Raw genomic sequence first — 18,182 nt, 5'->3', positions numbered from 1 at the left:
ATCAGCGCAGTTCCCATGTGAGTGTTCATCAGTTGCCTCACTAGCAGAAGTTGCGGTTCACGGTCGGAAGCTCACCAAGCAGCGCGCTGACGTCAACGAGCCGGTTTGCAACCAGGTGCCTCACTTCGCCCTCTCGCTGCCACACACCGTAGATGGCGAGCAGCGACGAACCCAATGCCTCGCGCCGGAACTTCTCGAGCACGGACTGCCAGACGATGATGTTCACGGTGCCGGTTTCATCTTCGAGCGTCATGAACATCACGCCCTTCGCCGTGCCCGGGCGCTGCCGGACCGTGACGCTTCCGCAGGCGCGCGCCAGCTGCCCGTTACGATAGCGCATGAGAGCATCGGCGGCCACGAGCCGCATCTTGCTGAGCCGCGGTCGGAGCAGGGCGAGCGGATGGCGGCCGAGCGTGAGGCCGGTTGCGCGGTAGTCGTTCACGATCTCCTGCCCCTCGCTCATCGGCGCGAGCTCCGGCGTCTCGTCGTCTTCGGTGGCGCCACGCAGCAAATCGCGGTCGGGTACCGCCGCGACGGCCTGCCAGAGGGCAGCGCGCCGCTCGCCGGCGAGCGTGCGAAGGGCGTTGGCGGCCGCCAGCACTTCGAGATCGCGCCGGTCGAGCTGCGCACGGCGCGCGAGATCGGAAACGTCACGGAACGGCCGTACTGCGCGGGCCATCTCGATGCGCGCTGCGGACTCTTCCTTCATGCCACGTATCAGCGACATCCCGAGCCGCAACGGATCGCGCGTCGTTGGGCCTTCAATCGCAGAATCCCAGTTGCTCACAGTGACGTCGACGGCCAGCATGCGCACGCCATGGCGCTTCGCGTCCTGTACCAGTTGCGAGGGCGAGTAGAAGCCCATCGGCTGGCTGTTCAGTAACGCGCATGCAAATACCGTCGGCTCGTGGCACTTGAGCCATGCGCTCGCATAGACCATCAGCGCGAAGCTCGCGGTATGGCTTTCAGGAAAGCCATACTCTCCGAAGCCCTGGATCTGCGCGAAGATCTGTTCGGCGAATTCACGATCGTATCCGCGCGGCAGATCATCTCGTAGGTGGCGGGATCTTCGGCCGGAATGTCCTGCAGCTCGAACACTTCACCGCGTTTTTCCGAAATCAGGTCAAGTGCACGGCGCACGGCCGACAGCATGCTGATGTCGCTCCGCGTTGGCGTCTACGACGGCCGTCGCGAGGTGCTTGCGGTGGTCCCGCATAGTGACCCGGGTAGTCTCACATATGGTCACACTGGTGGTCCCGCATAGTGACCCGTGACCCGGGTAGTCTCACATATGGTCACGCTGGTGGTCCCGCATGGTCACCCGGGTAGTTGCACATAACCGTACCTGCACATTCCGGCATGTACCTGCAAGCGTGCACGTACATGCGCGCGCCTGCGGGTACATGCAAGCCGTGGCTGCAAGTAGCTGCACATGCGCCCGTGAATACCTGCACACACCTGCAAATTGACCGTTCGAGTCTCGCAACACGGCAAAGGCTCGCAGGTTCGAAAGAAACAACGAATGGTTCAGTATTTGCATACTCGCAACAATAATCACACAGCTGTGTGCATATCCGCCGCCGACGTGGCGACGCGCAATGCCTAAATCATTGAAAAGTCCGCACCGCCGTGAAACAAAGGTGCTCTTTTATCAGCATGGCGCTTGCGGACCTGCCGCCGATATGATCAACTTCAGCCCAGCGAGTCGGATTGGACTTTCTTCCGGCCGCAAGGAACACCCAAGCCGCTACTGCGGCAGCCCAAACTCTCGCGAGCGGGCACCCCTAAAGAGGTTCGCGACGCACCTGACCTCTGTGAAATTGAAGTACTCAAACGCCTCACGGCGTTTTTTTCAGAAGCACTCGAATCCAAATACTATCCAATACTGAGGTAAGGCCAAACCCTTGCCGAGCGGGCATCCCGGGCCGTGTTCCAAAACATCCCAGACCCTTTTGGATTTTTGGATTCCACCAAACTCCCACGCACAAAGAGGCCTTTGCCGTCCCCGTGACGGGCCGCTGACTCATCGCATTTCGGCGACAGACAGGCGGAGGGCTCCCCTATCCCAACCCGGGACGAGGGCAATTTAACCAAGTACGAGCGCTACCTTTACCCAGACCATCACGGCAGTGGGATGCGCTTCGGTTCGTCTCCACCGATACAAAAGGACTCGACGCTGCGCCTAACTTCGGCTAGGTAACCCGGTAACCGTAAGGCCCGGGCCAGTTGCTGGAATTGGACAATGAGCAGGCCACTGGAAGATTGACTTTTTAAAGACACGATCGAACTCACGGTTAGTCCACCTTGTTGTACGGGTACGCTGTTGCCCGAGCCCAGCCGAGTGGCGGGCTAAAGCTGGTCCCGATGCGAGAAAGGGACAGAGCAGCGAAGAAGGATATGCGCCTGTGCGAATGCGTTGTCCATGAGCGGGGAACTGTAACTTTGAAGAGTCGCGAGTTGCACCGGTAGGAATCGGAGGGAGAATAGTATCGGGTCTCTCGTCGACTTAACCATTGGGTTTTTTTGAGAAGCCTTGGATCGACTTTGGGAGATGTGCATGAAGAAATTGCGTATCGGACTCGGGACGCCCGACGATTTCTTTGCGCAAGGCAGGCGTATTGCCCGCGCAGCGGATCGGGGAAAGTCCCTCGCCGAGACATTCAGTGTCGAGTTTGAGGATCCGGAAGATCTTCTGCAGCTTTTGACACGGGCGCGCCTCGGGGTATTTCGAACCGTGAAAGCTGAGCCGGCCTCGGTCTCGGAAATCGCGAGGCGCCTGCATCGTGACCGGAGCGCTGTTAGGCGCGATGTGGATGTTTTGCGTGATGCCGGGCTTGTGATCGTGGAAAACATGCCCAATCCGGGTCGTGGGGCGCGCGAAATCGTTCGTGCCACGGCAGCGCACGTCGAACTGCATGCCCGCATTGACTGATGCTGACCTGAACGAAGACTGCATCCTTCGGGGTTGACGGGTTGGTCTGAAGATCGCTTCTCAAGCGCTCGCGGGAAAGCGGATGCTTCCTGACGGTCCGTATTAAGGTACTCCGCGGTGCCCCCTGGATGCGATGAAGCGCGAGGTGCTGCGGAGGTCACCAATGCTACGTTGAGACTTTTCCCGCTGCATCTTCCGTTTGCGAGCCGGGACACGACAAGTGTTACCGGACGGGAGTGGGCCCTTCTGGGGTTCGCTGGCTTACGATCGGGGGCGTACGCCTGGACTTCTCGAACCACTGCCGGTCGACGCGCGCCGGTCAGCTGTGACTGGCTGCGGGGAACGGATTTGCCGTAGTCGATGGATCGCACGCGATTGGCGCGGCGCGGACTGCTACAACAGGCAAGCACAATTTGTGAAAAAATGCCCATGGCGATTGGGCATTTTGCCTGGAGGGTCCATGACTACCGCTGAGTATCGTCCCACTGGACGCTTCAACCCGCGGCATACCGAATTCTCGCTTCTGGGAGGTTTGCTCCAGGCACCTATCCGATCCGATCGTGATCTTGCCGCGCTGGCGACACAGCGCATCGGCGTGGAGGTGCTTGACCGTCTCGGGGAGCATGGTCTGAAGGCCGAAGAGCTCCTCTTCATCATTCCTCGCCGAACGCTCTCACATCGCCGCCAGAACGGCGAGCGCCTCTCGACCGATGAGTCCGACAAGGCCATCCGTCTCGCGAGGATAGTTGCACAGGCCGAGACGGTGTTTGGAAGCCCGGTAAAAGCCATGAACTGGCTTCGCGCCAGCAAGGAGCGATTCGCCGGGAAAACGCCGCTCGAGATCACAGCAACGGAACACGGCGCACGCCTTGTCGAGGACACGCTGGTTCAGTTCGACGAGGGATACTTCGCGTGATCGTCGCCGGAACTCGGGTCCGGGAATGAGGCGTGGAAACTGCGGGTGCAATTTAGGCTGCATAGTGAGGTCCGCCGGGCGGTCTTCTGCGAACGGACGTAACATCTGTTCAGATAGCGAATGGACATACACCATGCGTACTACATTCGAAGTTGACGATCGCCTGATGGCTGAGGCCCTTGCAGCAACCGGCTTGCAGACCGAACAGGAGGTGGTGGAACTCGCCTTGCGTACGATCATTCGGCTCAAGCGCCAGGAAGAAATTCGCAGGTACCGCGGCAAGATCGACTGGCAGGGCAATCTAGATGAAATGAGAAGGGACTGATGGCCCTTGCGAATTCCAGCCTATGGATTGTCCTCTTCAGGGACGATGACATCCTCTCCGGGCGCAGGGCGGCGATAGTCTCGTGACCGTGCGCGGCAATCCGCTGCCCACCATTCGCGACCGCGTGCTCTGAGTGTCCGTTTTCAGTCGGGCGTGCGGTAGATGCACCAGACCGTGTCACGCAAGGTTGGGGCTGCTGCTGTAGACGGCACTGCGCTGAAAGCACAATGCCCCAGTCTCTCCCGTGATTGGGGCGCCGGCTCATTTTTGCGCCCGATCGCTGCGACTGCGGCACAGGGCACGCCGCAATCGTGCGATCGGGCAAAATCGCTTAGTACGACTTCCTCGCCTCGCAGCATGGGCATTCGCGCGCTGGAGCGGAGACCTCCAGACGAGTCTTGTCAGTGTCCGCGATGCGCATCGAGACAACCGACGCGATGGGCAGGCTGGCGCGGCTCGCCTGACGCGCGTACCAGTCCCAGAATCCAGGGTGGCCGGCGGCGTTCGTGAGCGCATACTCATCGACGAAGTGCTCACATACCGGAGCGTCGTTGAAGACCTTGCATCCCGTAGTGCCGTCTTTCCGCTTGTAATATGTGAGGACGCGGTATCGGCGGCGCGTGCCGCCCGGCCCGAATTCTCTCTGCTCCCAACGTCTGAAATCGACAGGATCGAGCACACGGCTCGCTGCGATGCGTAGCGCCTTTTTCCCGATTGGACCCGCGTCATTCTCGAAGTACTCGCGTGTCAGAACCGTCACGACGCTCGCTGGACTGCTCTTGCTGCCGCCCTCGATAGCGACTACCGCAACCATGAAATTCATCTTTTCCTTGTCAAGGAAGAGGTGGAAGGAGCGATTTGCGGAGCGAAACGGCAGCGCCACGGCACGGCGTGTCGTGACCATCTCCAGCACACGGCTTGGCGCAACGGACGTTCGCTCGGCTGCCCGTAGACGTGCGTGCTGGCTCATGTCGACGCTGTACCCACAGGCCGAAAGCGCCGCGGTAATTTTGATGTGATTGGCTGCTTTCATCGTTCAGGTATCCTTTACGTTTTGAATACCCCCATCATCGCGCGCGTTTTCCGGGATGCAAGTTTCGCTCAGGAGGGGGCTTCTGCCTGGCAGGGGAGGAGATGGACGGGGAAAATGTTCCCGATCGGAGCGTGCGCGATGCTTGAGAGCATTGGTGCAACCGCGGTTCGGACGGCCAGCGCGGGAGATATCGTCAAGTCTGGTGTATGAGCAGTTGATAGCCGGCGAAGTCAGGCGGCGGGTTTCTGCTGAACCGGTTGATCGTCCTGCACCGGTTCTCCGTCCTTGAAGGCAATGCCATCAAGCAACAGCTTGATCTTTTTCGGGCCGTTGATACGGCGCCAGGTTTTCTCAGCCTCCTCAATCAGCTTGAATGCCAGACCGAGGAAGGTCGGCCGCGAAACGCAGTTGCGCGTACGCGTCGTGCGGTGGCGCACCGTCGCGAACGTCGACTCAATGGCGTTTGTTGTCCGCAGGTGCTGCCAGTGTTCCGCTGGATAGTCGTAAAAGGCCAGCAAGCTCTCTCGATCCTTCTTCAACGTCTCGGTCGCCTTCGGATATTTCGTCCCATTGATCGACACGAAACGATCGAACGCGGTGTGGGCTTCGGCGCGTGTCGCAGCCATCCAGATCGCCTGCATGTCGGCCTTCGCGCGAGCCTGTTGCGACTTCGGCAGCGCATTGAGCACATTGCCCATTTTGTGGAACCAGCAGCGTTGGTGCCGTATCTGCGGAAATACCTCTTCAAGCGCCGCCCATAGTCCCATCGCGCCGTCGCCAACCGCGAGCAGCGGCGGCGCCTGCAGGCCTCGTTTCTTCAGGTCGAGCAACAGCTCTTTCCAGGATTCCTTCGATTCGCGATCACCGCTGAGCGCCGCGCGCTCCTTGCTGCAATCGGGCTTCACGCCGATGATCACCAGCAGGCACTGACCATCAGAATCCTCGGCGCGGGCCTGCGTATGGATGCCGTCGGCCCACCAGTAGACCCAGCGCGAGGTCGAGAGGTCACGCTTGTTCCACTGCTTACACTCTTCTGACCATGCGGCCTTCAGGCGGCTTCATGACGCTCGCTGACAGCCCTTTGGCCTGCTCGCCGAGCAGCTCGGACAGGGCATCACCCATGTCCCCGGTCGTGACGCCGCGCAGGTACAGCCACGGCAGCGACAACGATACGCGCGGCGACTTGCGCACATAAGGCGGTACGATCATCGAATTGAACTTCACGCATGAACCCGAACGGTCTCGCACCTTCGACGCGTGGACCGGCACAGGGCCCACAGCTGTGACGATCTCGGGCTCTAGCAGGTAGCCATTGCGCACGACCGCCCGCAGGCCATCGATCGTCTTCACATTCGAATACTGCTCGAGCATTGTCGCCAGTTCCGCCTCGATTGCCTGCTGGATGATCCGCCGCGCCTCTTGCTGGATCAGATCTTCCAGGCCGGGCGTACCCTTGATGTCTGCGTCTGCCGTTTGACTGCCGCTCATATCCTGCGTATGTTTCGCCATGGTGGTGGAGTTCGATTGAGGAATTGTTACCGTGAGAAGCAACATTCTCCTTCAATCGCCACCGCCTTCTCCCGCCTCTTCTCTACGCCGCGTACACCACTTTCCACGATAGCTCCATGACCGCCCCGCCTTGTTCAGCGCGAGATGTGCGGTGCGTCAGGCCTCAGCCTGGGTGAATGCGTCGGCAACCATCTCGATATGCTGCGCGAACAATCGATGGTGCGGCACGCGTTCCTGCGCCGCATGTATCATTTATTCCGCAGCAGGTACGCTCACCTTACTTATGGATTCACGTGCCGTGACCTCGACTATGCAGTGTCCTGCAAATCTGATGACGAACAACTGAAATCATCAAAAACGTTATCAAGGAGTTGGTTAGTGAGGCGATCGGTGGCCTGACTTTGGTCGGGCGCACTTTGCTTGCTCTCCTGAATCAACGGAAGAGCGGCGCCATTCACATCGAACAGTCCACTTTGGACCAGTTTATGGAACATGCAACCGAGCTCCGCGTACCTGGCCACGGTCGCCGATCGCCTCTTTGCCGATGGCTCGGAAGCGAGGACGGCGCACAAAATAGGATGACTCAAAGAGTCAACCGTAAATTGTCCAGAATACTTCATGTTCTTCGCCTGGTGCAAGCGTCGACTGCTGCCTGACAGAACCCGATCGAGTTGGCAAATCGCGGATTCTTAACAGTCTGCACGTCGCAACCCAATGTTTCGCGGAGATCGGGGAGGTAGTAATGTGCCGCACCACCCGTAGCGTAGACGGTCAAATCCTCAGCGGTCTTGATAATGCCAAGGATGGCCCGGCAGATCGGAACAGTGACCTGACGCGCTTCCTGAACAAATGAGTCGAGGTGGATGTCCGCGTTGTTGTGTCGCAGAGGCCGGTTTTCGAAAACTGCCCGGTCGATACGGTCCAGATTCTCAAAGCGCCCTTTGTGTTTCTTCCTGAGCAACTTCGAGATCTCACGCACAACGATTGCTGCCCCGCTTGGCACGCCCCCGCAGCGCGATTTGTCTGCCTTGAAGCTGGAGGACGATGTGTACACGTCACTGGTTCCCCAGCCAATGTCAACAATGCATGTGGCTGTACGGTTGTCCAATGCGCCAGGCGTGTCTTTTGCGAATGAGTAGAAACTGCCCACAGGTTGAGCGACGCAGGCGACGCGTTTCACTACAAACTCGCCATGACCGAAGTCGTGCTTTCCCTCAAACTTGCGGACGAGGTGTCCGGCATGCCGGTCGAATGTGTGGAGGGGAAGCCCGATCGTCACCTGTTCAAACTTCGTGAAACCGCTCATGAGCATTGCGGCAAAAATGAGGCTTGTGTATTCCGCGGTCCTGGGAAAATCGTCCAATTCAGTACGGATCGTGCTGGACGATACGGGTTCCACGTCGCTTGTGTCGACGACATACGTTATGCCGTCGACCGTGATCTCACGTTCCGTTTTGCGATCATCGATTCCCTGAAGGCTCGAAGCGAGGCGGGTATCGGTCGCACGCGTCACAACGGAAGGAAAACTTACGGTCCGGATTTGGTCGCGACCTGACATGCCACATACAGCGGCCTTCAAAGCACTGTAACCTGGGTCTACCCCCATGCATGCAGCGTCTGAGGTGATGGTTGGTTCGATAAAAAGCATCAGTAGTCCTTCAGTTAGTGAGATGCGCGGCATATTTCGCGGAAAAGCGGCAACTCCGCTATAGATTCATGCCGTGATTTAGTGCGCGATGCGATACGGTTATCCTGGACGTTGTCGCCCTCCGAGTGTTGGCACATAACACCGTGAAAGTGGTATATCTGCAAGCCATCCAGCGAGAATTCCCATCCGAATCTTTCAGGATCGTCAGGGCGTTCTGGAAGCAGGCGCCAGTCAATGCAACAATCTCGTTGTTGCGCGGGAAAGATTCTGTCGGGATCAAGACCATAAAGATGCAAAAACGTGAATTAGAACACTTAGGTTAACTAATCAGATGAAGTGGGTCGGCTCGTGGAGACGCGTCGCCACTCCCTCAATACCGTCAAGTCAGCAGGCCGGTATTGAAACTGGATGCCGGCGAAGCCACCCTTCAAGGCCATATCGCCGGCTTGTGGCTACTGGTGACCGATCCGGGCATAGACACTTTTCGCCAACTCGACGACCGCTTCGATGTGCTGGTGGAGCCTGCCGTTGAGGAGCTTTGCAAGCTCGCCTGCCACGCGCGCGGAATCGATCGCTTCGTTGTAGTCGCCGACAATCTCCAGGGTCGAAAACTCCCAATCGTAGTCTCCCTCGTCGAGGTACGCGACGCCCGGGCCTGAGTAGATATCGACGACGTTGCGCTGGAACACGTCCATAAGCGTATGACTAACCGAGTAGGATTGCCCGTCAGTAGTAAAGTCGTCTGCCAGCATCGGATTTTCGAGGAAGGCATTCAGCGCGAAGTGCAGCTTCACGCCAAAAAAGAACTCTTCGCGCGTCCACCAACTCGAATCCTCGATCAGAACGACTCCCCACGGGTAAACACGATGGAGGATGGGGCGAGCAAAACGATGCTCAAGCTTGCGGACAAGTTCCGAATGCTCGGGCTCGCCGACCTTGACGTGCCACGCCTCAAGGTGCTCATGCTTTCCGCAATGTTTATTTTCCTTGTAAATGGCGTGACAGCATGCGAGCCCGAGCCTCACATGCGAGGGCAATTCCTGGCGTTTCATGCCGAGCGCTTCTGCGATCAAACCCGGGTTGGAGCGCTGTTTGGAGGGCGAAGAGGTGCCCGTGCTGCGGAAGAACGGCGGAATCAGATAAGAAGTCATCGTGCTCTCCTTGGGTGCGGCGAGGGGTTGGACGGACCAGTCTTTCTGCGACCGGACACTTCACGCGCGAAGCGAAAAAGCGCGCACGAAAGCAGGGCGTGCGCATGGACACGCGTCTGCTTTTGTCTGCCTTTTTCTGTGGGGTATCTGAGCGCAGGTTTGGTGGAGTCGAACCGTTACAGCGGTGCTAGCACCGCAAATTGCTCACATGACGATTTTTTATTGGCTGTGTCGTGCGTGGCTGGCGGAGCCATGCCGCCGAAGATTGCGGATCGCAGGCAGCGTCGGCTGCACCTTCACATTGGGGAGAGGATTGGTTTTCCGCCGACGGGTGGAGCCTTGATACCTTACTTCTTTCGAGGGGGGCGCTGCTGCCACGCACGCCGCCCGTTCAGACCTGCGCGGGACGCGGCGCCTGTACGGACTATTGCGTGTCGTATCTCAGGACGAGCCGCGACATCAGACTGAACGATTGAATTCGCACCGCTGTTGGAGAGTGCATTGCAGAGTCACCCTTTGGTGACCAAGCCGGCGAAGGAGGTTTCCCGATCTTACAACTCGCACTTGAGATCGCTGGAACATAAGTTCCAGCGATTCGAGCTGATTTTGCTCGGGTCAGTCTACTTCGGAGCCGCGGGACGTCGGCGCGTGACATCAGTGATGTCACTGGCGAAGATTCCCGGGTAGATCATCATGCCTCAGAGGAGGCCAAGTGCTATTTTGGACTAATTCATTTTCGATGTCGAGGTAGGATGCGTGGTGTGGCAATTTGGCGACATATTGATTTTTCTGAGCCTTCGCAGCGTGCTGGACTAGTCAGGTGTCGGCGATTTCAAGAGTCGGAAGAAGTCCCCGATCCAGCATTCGCAGCCCGCTCTGGTGCCGGGCGACTTGAGCGAGTCGTTCGCTGCGCTGTCAGTTGAACGGAGCGCTGAGTCCCGAGAACGAGCTGTCCACTCCCGGCTCCGGCTTCGTGAGACGTCGCCAGCAACGCGCGCAACTCGCGCGCAGTGAGCTTCCTCACAGCACGCGCCAGGTCTTTTCTTCCGTCGTCTTGCAGCATTTTCGCGATAGCTCGCACCCACTCAAGGGCGTCATTATCACTGATCACCGGGGCGCCGCCTGGCGTGCCAGCAATGCATTGGGGAATCGCCGCCACTGCAGTGGTATGGTAACTGGCGTAGTAGCGCAGCGCATCACCAATTTCCCTTTGAGTGTCCTTCCTGATATTGTCTGTTACTGGATCCGAGGTCCAAGGGCATGGCCCGACAACGAGCGAGTGTCGCGCTGCCCACGACCAGATGTGAACAAACAGGCGCACCTCCCCGCCGGCTCGAAGTCTGAAATTCGCCCCACGATATTCAAGATAGGCGCGTGAATCCGGCATGGGTGAGCTGAGTCCAGGATTACCTTGCTTCAAAAAGTAATCTTCAAGTGCGCCGACCTGTTTCAGGAGGATGATTTGGGATTCGCCATCGCGCACTGGAATTTCGGCCAGCCGGAAACAGCCGATGATTTTCAGGATTCCAGACAGCTGGCTTTCCCTCATGTGGCGGGCGATCCGATACTGCTGCCACGCGGCGAGTGCAGCCTGCAAATTCTTGCCCAGGGGAACTTCGCGTAGCGCTGGATCGATCTTCAGGTAGTAGTAGATCTGGCCAGATTTTGATTTCCTGGGACGAAGTCCAGGAGGCTGTGGAGGTTTCTTCACGATTACCCTCCCATCAGATAGACCAATGAGATCGAAGCTCGCCAATGGCCGAGCTCGTTTGACAGGGCTTCAAGGGCACGTCTGGGCTCCAGAACTAACAGCAATTGCTTGAGACGGTTCTGGGCGAAACTGTGCCTTAGGCCGTGCAGCCCGTTGCTGTAGCCGAGTGCGAGCATGCTAGCGCGACTAAATGATGAGGAGAGCCGCTGTCCGCCGGGGATGTCAAAGTGGCTGATGTAGTCAACACCGCGGTCGCACACGATGACTGGCTCTGGTCGTGCGTACTTGCGCAGTTCCGTGGCCAATTCGAGCGAGATTGCCACCTCACGACGAAGCCCTCCCTTGCCAATTACTATAAATATTACGTAGCCCGATCTACCCTTGAATCTGTCAGTGGACCACGTGCGATGCGAGGATGGTCCCGCGCGCCAGCGCTCGCGGAGTGTAAGACATTCGTGAGCGCGGAGGCCACCATCAAACGCGAGCAGGGTGGCTAGCTGGTGCCGGGTCGTTTGCCTGGCGAGCACCCGACGCACGTCATCGAATATGTAGGCGCGCCCATGAACTCGCTCCGGCAGGCAGCTCTCTACATGAGGGAGCGACACCGAGAATATCTTCTGAAGTGCCTGCCGGGCACGGTCGACTGACTTTTGCCCGGTCGTCTCACTTAGATCATCAAGCCATTCGAGCATCATTCCCCTGGTGTGAACATGGTCCAGTTGAATGCGGTTGGCGCGCAGCCACCGAAGATAGCCAGCGTAAGCGTCGCGGTAGGCGCGTTCGGTGAGCAGGCTACGTACCGCGAACTGGTTCAGGGGACCCAGTTGGGATTTTGACGCCCCGTGCACTGTAATGCCGGCAACCGCGTCGCGAGCAAGGTCCTGAATTCGCATAGGCAGCTATCTCCACAATTGATAGAGCTTATGCCGGACGAGCGCGTCCTTGACAGCATCGGCGCTAAACCGGCGGCCGGATTTAAGCTCGATCTCCTTGGCAAGCCGTCGAAGACTGTATTGCCTGGGATTTTCCGAGTAGACACGGCGCAACGTGAAGCGCCGCATGTAATCCAGGTGCTCGTCGAGGGCGGAGCCTTTGCGACGTAGCGGGATTGGAGAAACTGGAAACACGGCGTAGCGCGTCGCCAGCTGCTCGATGACAAGCTCGAGTGTCACTTCGGTATCCTGACGAAAAGGGGTTTGCCCGCTGCCACGTTGTGAACAGTCGCCAGGCGGGTCTGGCGACCAATGGACGTTCAAGTAATTCGGAGAGAGATCGGGGCTGTAGGGCCCCTCGGAGTGGGCGCACCCGCTCCTCGCCGCTATGCTGCGATCTGGCCTGGAGCGTCTGCGGCGAGGCAGTCCGGGCGCGGGTTTTCGGGTTGATTGTGCGAATCGCGTGGCGAGCACGGCTTCATAACAGCCTGCTTTGCAAGGGTGCCGGCCAAAAGCCAGGTGAAACTGCTGGAGTTGCGGAGCGAGGACGCGCAGGAGCAGATCAAAAAAACTCTGCTTGCGGTTTCTGTTGATAAGCGTCAGTTGCCAGTGCTGAGTATGCGCACTGGTGGTGACACTGCGCCATCGCGCATGAGCGCGCTCTGGCAAACCTGTGACTACGGGCACGCGCCGAACGGCCCTGCGCGTGCAACTTCATGGGATCGATCAGGACTTCATGCCTATAGAGGCGGATATGCGAGACGGATGGTGGACCAAGTCGTGGGACCTGTCAAGCCCCGTTGCGCAGAAAGCCGTACTACGCGACGCAGCAGAGGAGCAGTGCGGCCGGTGTTGCGTGTGACGAGCGCGGATCGTCCGGGGTCCAGACCGATTTCATCTATGAGCATCCATCGGTGATGTCCGGCGCGGCGCGATAGTTCGCCTCGATTGCCTGGAAAACAATTGTCATCGGCTGTCCTTCGCAAATCAGTCGGAAGAAAACCAGGACTTAACCAGGACTTTGCACTCAACTTGATAGCCCACGTGCCTCACGGTCCCGGCCAAATTGGACAAAGTCCTGGATAAGTCCGACTTTGGCTGCAAAAACGGAACTCCTGCTTCGCAATTGCGCCTTTACCAGGCGCCAGGTACGACATAAGTCTCCGGCGCGGCGAGATCTGCGGACGCGACAACCGTTGAACTGCTGCAACCGTCCAGCCGCCCAGAGCAGGCGCAACAAGAAAGATTAGCGACTGGCCGTCGGTGAGTCGTATGGCCTGACGCTTTGGCTCGACCGCATGGTTGAGGGGCTGCAAGCAGGCTCGCGGCGACTCGGTAAGGACTGGGGTGTCTGGCCACACCCCCGCCGGATGTTGTCGACTCTAAGGCATCACGTGAATCACTCTGACCGCGTGAAAAGCGTTGTCCCACATGGGATGCAGGGCATCTGATTGAATCTGACATAGCGAAACAAGTTCATATCCGTAGACCTGACTTCCACTCGTATTGCCCGCTTTCGGGCGGGTCCATGGCCATGACGTCGTTCCCGCGATCCACGTCGATCACCTTGGCGGCGAGTGTCGTCCTTCCGGGGTCCGTTGACGGTGACAGTTGTCGCGCCTGCTGCTGCAGCGGCTGGGTGACTCTGATCCACCGCGGCACGGTGACGCCTTTTCGACAAGTCGACTACCAGAGCAAGGTCAGCGGCGTGCTGCGCGTAACTCTTTGGCGTACGCCGCGTGATCTTTCAGGTGATTGGCATGTGGTTGCAACGCGGGATCCTTCGGCGATCGCAGGGACGTCAGGTGGAGACTCCAATACTCGGTACCGCGCAATTCCCGCGCGACTTCGACCTGCCTGCGTGAATTGATCCACAGCAGACCGAGATCAAAGAGCGTGTGAATGTCCGCACGCAGCAGCAAGCCGTTGTCTACCCGGTGTGTGGCCTCACCCTTGTATGGCTTAATGTGGGCCGCCTCGAGCACGTCCTCCATGGCGCAGCCTGTGATGGCACACTGCTTCTCGTAGGCCTTGAGCAGGGCCTTGCGAAACTTCGCTTGTCCGCGCCGCAGAAAGACTGTGCGCAGTTCTTGTACGCGGGCATCCTCCTCCGGGCCAATGGGCTTGGCCCGCTCCTGCTGTGCCAGCGTGTCGGCCTGCGCGATCGCCTCCGCCGCGGAGAGGGGCTTCGCCCGCCGGCTCGTGTTCGCGGGTGCCGTGGGCTGTGCGGGCGCGGCGGTTCGCTTGCCGGTTGATGATTTGCCCTTGCCGGAGAACGTGACAGTCGTACGCAAAAAGGCGTCCAGATGATCGAGGTCTGTTTCGGCTGTGACCTGAAAATCCAGGGTGTAATTGATCTGGTCCGCCGTCGCACCTTTTAGCATCTTGGGGATCCCGGGGCCCCGCTTTCTCAGTCTGGGCGTAAAGAAGCGCACGACCACGTGCTTCTGACGCGCGAGGAGCTGGGCGAACCCGAATTGCCGCTCCCCCTCGACCGGACTAAAGCGGTATTCCACGAATTTTTCGTTCCGGTTGATGTAGCCCTTGCTGTTCCCCGCATAGCGTCTCGACATGAACTCCACAATTCGCCCGAGGTTTTCTGCAACATCCGGGTGATCGTGCAACCATTGGTCGGCGTGCGGGCAATCTTTCACGTTGTCACTTCTATTTGCCATTCTCTTTCGTCCGAGTGGGGAATATGGCCGGATGGGTGCGAGCGCATGGGGCCGGCCTGGTCTGCCTCGCATCATGGCATGCATGGCCGTTGCAGGCCGAGGTGGGCAGCGTGAATCCCAGGCGGTACCGCCTTAGTGCTTTTAGCTGGGCGGCAACATCCTATCGACGAAGAGCAGGCGGTGCGCTGCTTCGCTCGGCGGCACCTCGGGACTGAGCCCCTGGAAATCGGACAGCCTGCGCCAGCGACGGACGCCGGAGCCGCATCCCATCGCCGCTGGCAGATCTCGCCACCGGCTGCCGGTCTTCGGCACGAACAACGTGCCGGTCAGCGCAGCTTGATCCGGCAACGGCTTGCCGAAGCGTGATGAGAGCGTGCATTCACCGCTTCCGTATGGCTATCTACGACGTGGGCGGGAACACCAGTCACTCGATGGAGAATCGAGCAATCGGTGGATGCCAAAACGGCGGCCCGATGATTTTGCCTGGTACCTCTCTCAGCAACGCGAAGCATGCTCCCGTCCCGGGAGGTAATCGCAACTGCGTTCGATGCCGCCCGGTTTGTGACGGAGCCTCAAGGCCGAGGTGAACCTCTTGAAGACCAGAACCCAGATCATCGTGGACAGGCGTCCAATCGGCGTACGCGCCCCGTGGGCGGCCATCTTGGGGCCAGGAGCGACAAACGGCCTCGATGCGCATCTCACGCCTTCGGAACGCGAAGCGTTGGAAAAGGCGGTCTCCGCCGAATACTGGAACGACAAGGCTTACGTGAGGGCAGCCATGGCGAGATCGTGAACGAACGCGGCCGCGTGGTTTTCGATGTCGGCTTTGCACGAGCGATTCGCGAAATTCTCGGCAGCTGACCGCGCTCCGCAGAACTATGTGTTTCTGAAGCCAGAAAACGCTTCCACGCCCTCAAGCTACAAAGTATGTACAGCACGGGTATAGGCCCAGAGATCCGGGTGTATCGCCTCGAGGTTCAGTTGCGGCAGCGCCATGGCGCCCCAATAAATACCTGTATATATACAGTCTTCGTATCGGGTCTGCTCGCAAAAGTCGCGCGGGACTGCTTCGTATTCAAATCATGTTGAAATGCGATCTTGCGCCAGGGCACACTTTCTGTAACTCCAAAAAGTCCTTGCATGCTCCTATTTTTCGACACTACAATAAGTTGCATGCGAATCACATTTGACCTTGCGAAGGACGCGTCGAACCAGGAAAAGCACGGCGTATCGCTCGCCGAGGCTGCGCGGCTCGACTGGGATGGGATGCTGGTGGTCCAGGACATGCGGCACGAGTACGGAGAGGATCGGTACAGGGGCATTGCCCTGTTAGGGGGAAGGATGTATAGCGTGGTTTTCACGCCCCGCGACGAAACCATGCGCATCATCAGCCTGCGCAAGGCGAGTAACACGGAGATTGACGCTTATGAGCAAAGCTAAGCTGACACGCAACACCGCCGCTGAGGAAGCGGCAATCCAGCGCGGAATCGAGGCCGATCCGGACAACCCGGAATGGACGGCTGCGGATTTCGCCAGGGCGCGTCCATTCGCTGAAGTCATGCAAAAGCGCATGGGCCGCCCGCCGAAGGAGAATCCGAAAGAGCAGGTCACGATGCGCTATGACGCAGAGGTTCTGGAGGCGTTTCGTGCGACCGGCGCAGGCTGGCAGACGCGCATGAATGACGCGCTAAAAACCTACCTGAAAGAGCACCCGCTCAAGGCAGCATAAGAAAGCTGTGGAATGGCTTGTGGTTGAAACGGAGTTCGGCCAGTGCCGACGAGTATCGGAGCATGAAGCTGCCGACGGTCCGGAGGGGCGGCAGATCGGGCAGCGCCCTCTGGCAACCGGCAGATCGGGCAACGGTCGGTGGCTGGCCGGAAAACAGGTCGACGCCGGTCAGGAATGACGTCTCGCGGAGGACGCGCCCTGGTGCGCGTCACATTTGCACTTGCTGATGGGGGGAAGGCGCAGCAAGCACAACGGGCCTTGCAGCCCGTTGTCTGATCAGCGCTCAAGCCGCCACTCGGGCAGCTCGGGAAATGCACTTCGCGTCGATGTCTGCGCCCGCTTGCGCAGTTGCGCCTTCGTCCCGGAAGTGACCACGACCTTTTTCCTGCTGGAGCGCGAAACATGCACCACGACGGTCGGCGGGGACGCCACATCCGGCTTGGGCTTCTTCAGGGATTCGCTCATATCAGCTTTTCACCGAGATAGTCTAGCCGCTTTGTCCAGGCCGGGCTTTGCGCCGCCAGGTCAAACTCCATCTATATGAACGGCCCTTTTTGTGCCAGCTTTCTCATGTATTGACAAGAGAGTAGAGCCGTTTCCGAAGGAGAATCCGCTCTCCGCTGGCCGTTCCTGCGTGCACCGGGTGGTTTCGCGGCTATCGTTTTTCTTTCGTGCGGCACATCGATGCCCGCTGTGAAGGATAACTGAATGTATCGTGAATCACGTTCGGGCGAAGGGGGAGGGACGACCGCGACTTGAGTGGTAATAGCGTTTCATGGCTGTGTCTGCGATTGACATGTCTGGATTCCGGCACTTCATGAATGCCGCAGTCTGGGCGACTTCGTCACGCTCGCGTGGGCCATTGTGCCAAACGATGAGGATCTCGCAATGTCGCGTACCCTGGCGACGAGTCTGCTGGACCCGGTTGGGAGAAGCGACCAGATTCCGGCAACGGTGGTTTCAGCTTTCCCCGCGACGGGCTCATTTTCAGCAAACAGGTGCTTCGCGCGCCGTCATGTCCCAGGTGAAGCAACTCTTCGATTGGTCTACGGTGCGTAACTTTCAGTGACTGGCCAGTTTGTGCGGGAAGCGTGGCACATAACCGTTCGTTCCATGCCTGAAGCTCTATTCCTCAGTGGGCGAGAGTCACGTCAAGTGAATGTCCAGGCATCTGGAGCAAGGAAGCTGACGTCGGATCCCTGGTCCGGATTGCTTCGGCTCTCAGGCGCTCACGTCCTCTGTTTTGATTGTGGCCAGTCTCGAGCCGGCAAACGGGTCATTGCGCCAGTCGGCGCCGGTGCGTTTGTCCGCGTCGCGATTCGACGCGCCGTCAATCGCAAAATGCTCAAGAGACTGGCCGGCACTGATTGCCTGAACCACCCATTGTGGCGGAGCGCCTTTGCCGTCCCATGTGTTGCCCGAAGCGTCGCGGAAACGCACTGCCCGCAAACGCTCCTGATCGGCTGCAATTGAAGTAGCGATGTCTTCCGGTTCGGTCGGGTAAGGACACGACGTTGCCGTCGCGTCCTCCCCTAAGAACGGTACGTGCGACTTTCGCCGCATACCGCTCAAGCCTTTCAAAGCCCCATTGCTGGAGCCGGTTTCGCTACTGGGAGTCGGA

The 18,182-nt window shown here is 58.9% G+C and carries 17 protein-coding genes and 3 pseudogenes; 6 read left to right on the top strand and 14 right to left on the bottom strand.

Annotated elements, in window-relative coordinates; genetic code table 11:
* Window positions 1-40: 40 nt before the first annotated feature.
* Together AB4Y40_RS34265 and AB4Y40_RS34260 are read right to left on the bottom strand one after the other, a co-directional pair.
* Window positions 41-1,039 (bottom strand): annotated as a pseudogene (locus tag AB4Y40_RS34265) (OB-fold nucleic acid binding domain-containing protein); the annotation flags it as partial.
* A complete protein-coding gene (locus AB4Y40_RS34260) occupies window positions 940-1,152 on the bottom strand; it encodes a hypothetical protein (protein ID WP_368691618.1) in 213 nt (70 codons plus the stop codon). The pseudogene AB4Y40_RS34265 and the gene AB4Y40_RS34260, both read right to left, overlap by 100 nt.
* A gap of 1,405 nt (window positions 1,153-2,557) precedes the next feature.
* Between AB4Y40_RS34260 and AB4Y40_RS34255 the strand changes: the two genes are divergently transcribed.
* The 3 genes from AB4Y40_RS34255 (at window position 2,558) to AB4Y40_RS34245 (ending at window position 4,173) form a co-directional block, all read left to right on the top strand.
* On the top strand, window positions 2,558-2,932 hold the full coding sequence (locus tag AB4Y40_RS34255) for a helix-turn-helix domain-containing protein (protein ID WP_368691617.1): 375 nt from the start codon (window positions 2,558-2,560) through the stop codon (window positions 2,930-2,932).
* Window positions 2,933-3,392: 460 nt separating this feature from the next.
* Window positions 3,393-3,848, top strand: a complete 456-nt coding sequence (locus AB4Y40_RS34250) for an antitoxin Xre/MbcA/ParS toxin-binding domain-containing protein (RefSeq protein WP_368691616.1) — start codon at window positions 3,393-3,395, stop codon at window positions 3,846-3,848.
* 133 nt (window positions 3,849-3,981) lie between these two features.
* Window positions 3,982-4,173: a type II toxin-antitoxin system VapB family antitoxin gene (locus AB4Y40_RS34245; RefSeq protein ID WP_368691615.1), complete on the top strand. Its 192-nt coding sequence runs from the start codon at window positions 3,982-3,984 to the stop codon at window positions 4,171-4,173.
* A gap of 331 nt (window positions 4,174-4,504) precedes the next feature.
* On the opposite strand, the gene AB4Y40_RS34240 is transcribed toward AB4Y40_RS34245, so the two are convergent.
* The 10 genes and pseudogenes from AB4Y40_RS34240 to AB4Y40_RS34195 form a co-directional block, all read right to left on the bottom strand.
* Window positions 4,505-5,206: a hypothetical protein gene (locus AB4Y40_RS34240; protein WP_368691614.1), complete on the bottom strand. Its 702-nt coding sequence runs from the start codon at window positions 5,204-5,206 to the stop codon at window positions 4,505-4,507.
* 230 nt (window positions 5,207-5,436) lie between these two features.
* Window positions 5,437-6,694 (bottom strand): annotated as a pseudogene (locus AB4Y40_RS34235) (IS256 family transposase).
* 329 nt (window positions 6,695-7,023) lie between these two features.
* A complete protein-coding gene (locus tag AB4Y40_RS34230; RefSeq protein ID WP_368691613.1) occupies window positions 7,024-7,209 on the bottom strand; it encodes a hypothetical protein in 186 nt (61 codons plus the stop codon).
* Between the two features lie 122 nt (window positions 7,210-7,331).
* Window positions 7,332-8,363 (bottom strand): hypothetical protein, encoded by a 1,032-nt coding sequence (locus AB4Y40_RS34225; protein WP_368691612.1) that lies wholly within the window; start codon window positions 8,361-8,363, stop codon window positions 7,332-7,334.
* Window positions 8,364-8,815: 452 nt separating this feature from the next.
* Window positions 8,816-9,514 carry a hypothetical protein gene (locus AB4Y40_RS34220; protein WP_368691611.1) on the bottom strand — a complete coding sequence of 233 codons (699 nt, stop codon included), beginning with the start codon at window positions 9,512-9,514 and terminating at the stop codon, window positions 8,816-8,818.
* 832 nt (window positions 9,515-10,346) lie between these two features.
* A complete protein-coding gene (locus AB4Y40_RS34215; protein ID WP_368691610.1) occupies window positions 10,347-11,270 on the bottom strand; it encodes a hypothetical protein in 924 nt (307 codons plus the stop codon).
* Entirely contained in the window at window positions 11,228-12,118 is an 891-nt protein-coding gene (locus AB4Y40_RS34210; protein WP_368691609.1) for a hypothetical protein, read from the bottom strand. The genes AB4Y40_RS34215 and AB4Y40_RS34210 overlap by 43 nt, the downstream gene beginning before the upstream one ends.
* Before the next feature lie 6 nt (window positions 12,119-12,124).
* Entirely contained in the window at window positions 12,125-12,397 is a 273-nt protein-coding gene (locus AB4Y40_RS34205) for a hypothetical protein (protein ID WP_368691608.1), read from the bottom strand.
* Window positions 12,398-13,857: 1,460 nt separating this feature from the next.
* A complete protein-coding gene (locus AB4Y40_RS34200) occupies window positions 13,858-14,832 on the bottom strand; it encodes an HNH endonuclease (RefSeq protein ID WP_368691607.1) in 975 nt (324 codons plus the stop codon).
* A gap of 219 nt (window positions 14,833-15,051) precedes the next feature.
* A pseudogene (locus AB4Y40_RS34195) lies at window positions 15,052-15,183 on the bottom strand (IS5/IS1182 family transposase); the annotation flags it as partial.
* 241 nt (window positions 15,184-15,424) lie between these two features.
* On the opposite strand from AB4Y40_RS34195, the gene AB4Y40_RS34190 reads away from it, so the two are divergent.
* The 3 genes from AB4Y40_RS34190 to AB4Y40_RS34180 all read left to right on the top strand — a co-directional run bounded on the left by AB4Y40_RS34190 (window position 15,425) and on the right by AB4Y40_RS34180 (window position 16,561).
* The gene (locus AB4Y40_RS34190; protein ID WP_368691606.1) at window positions 15,425-15,625 is read left to right on the top strand and encodes a hypothetical protein; all 201 of its coding nucleotides are present in this window, start codon (window positions 15,425-15,427) and stop codon (window positions 15,623-15,625) included.
* A gap of 380 nt (window positions 15,626-16,005) precedes the next feature.
* Window positions 16,006-16,272 (top strand): BrnT family toxin, encoded by a 267-nt coding sequence (locus AB4Y40_RS34185; protein ID WP_368691605.1) that lies wholly within the window; start codon window positions 16,006-16,008, stop codon window positions 16,270-16,272.
* Window positions 16,259-16,561 (top strand): BrnA antitoxin family protein, encoded by a 303-nt coding sequence (locus AB4Y40_RS34180; protein WP_266232702.1) that lies wholly within the window; start codon window positions 16,259-16,261, stop codon window positions 16,559-16,561. The genes AB4Y40_RS34185 and AB4Y40_RS34180 overlap by 14 nt, the downstream gene beginning before the upstream one ends.
* Window positions 16,562-16,837: 276 nt before the next feature.
* On the opposite strand, the gene AB4Y40_RS34175 is transcribed toward AB4Y40_RS34180, so the two are convergent.
* Window positions 16,838-17,026, bottom strand: coding sequence for a hypothetical protein (locus AB4Y40_RS34175; RefSeq protein WP_368691604.1), 189 nt, complete (start codon window positions 17,024-17,026; stop codon window positions 16,838-16,840).
* 756 nt (window positions 17,027-17,782) lie between these two features.
* Window positions 17,783-18,182 (bottom strand): H-NS family nucleoid-associated regulatory protein (locus AB4Y40_RS34170; RefSeq protein ID WP_368691603.1); only part of this gene is annotated, 400 nt, incomplete at its 5' end.

The sequence above is a fragment of the Paraburkholderia sp. EG287B genome (assembly GCF_040965595.1).
Lineage (GTDB): Bacteria > Pseudomonadota > Gammaproteobacteria > Burkholderiales > Burkholderiaceae > Paraburkholderia.
This window is presented reverse-complemented; position numbering and strand designations above follow the sequence as displayed.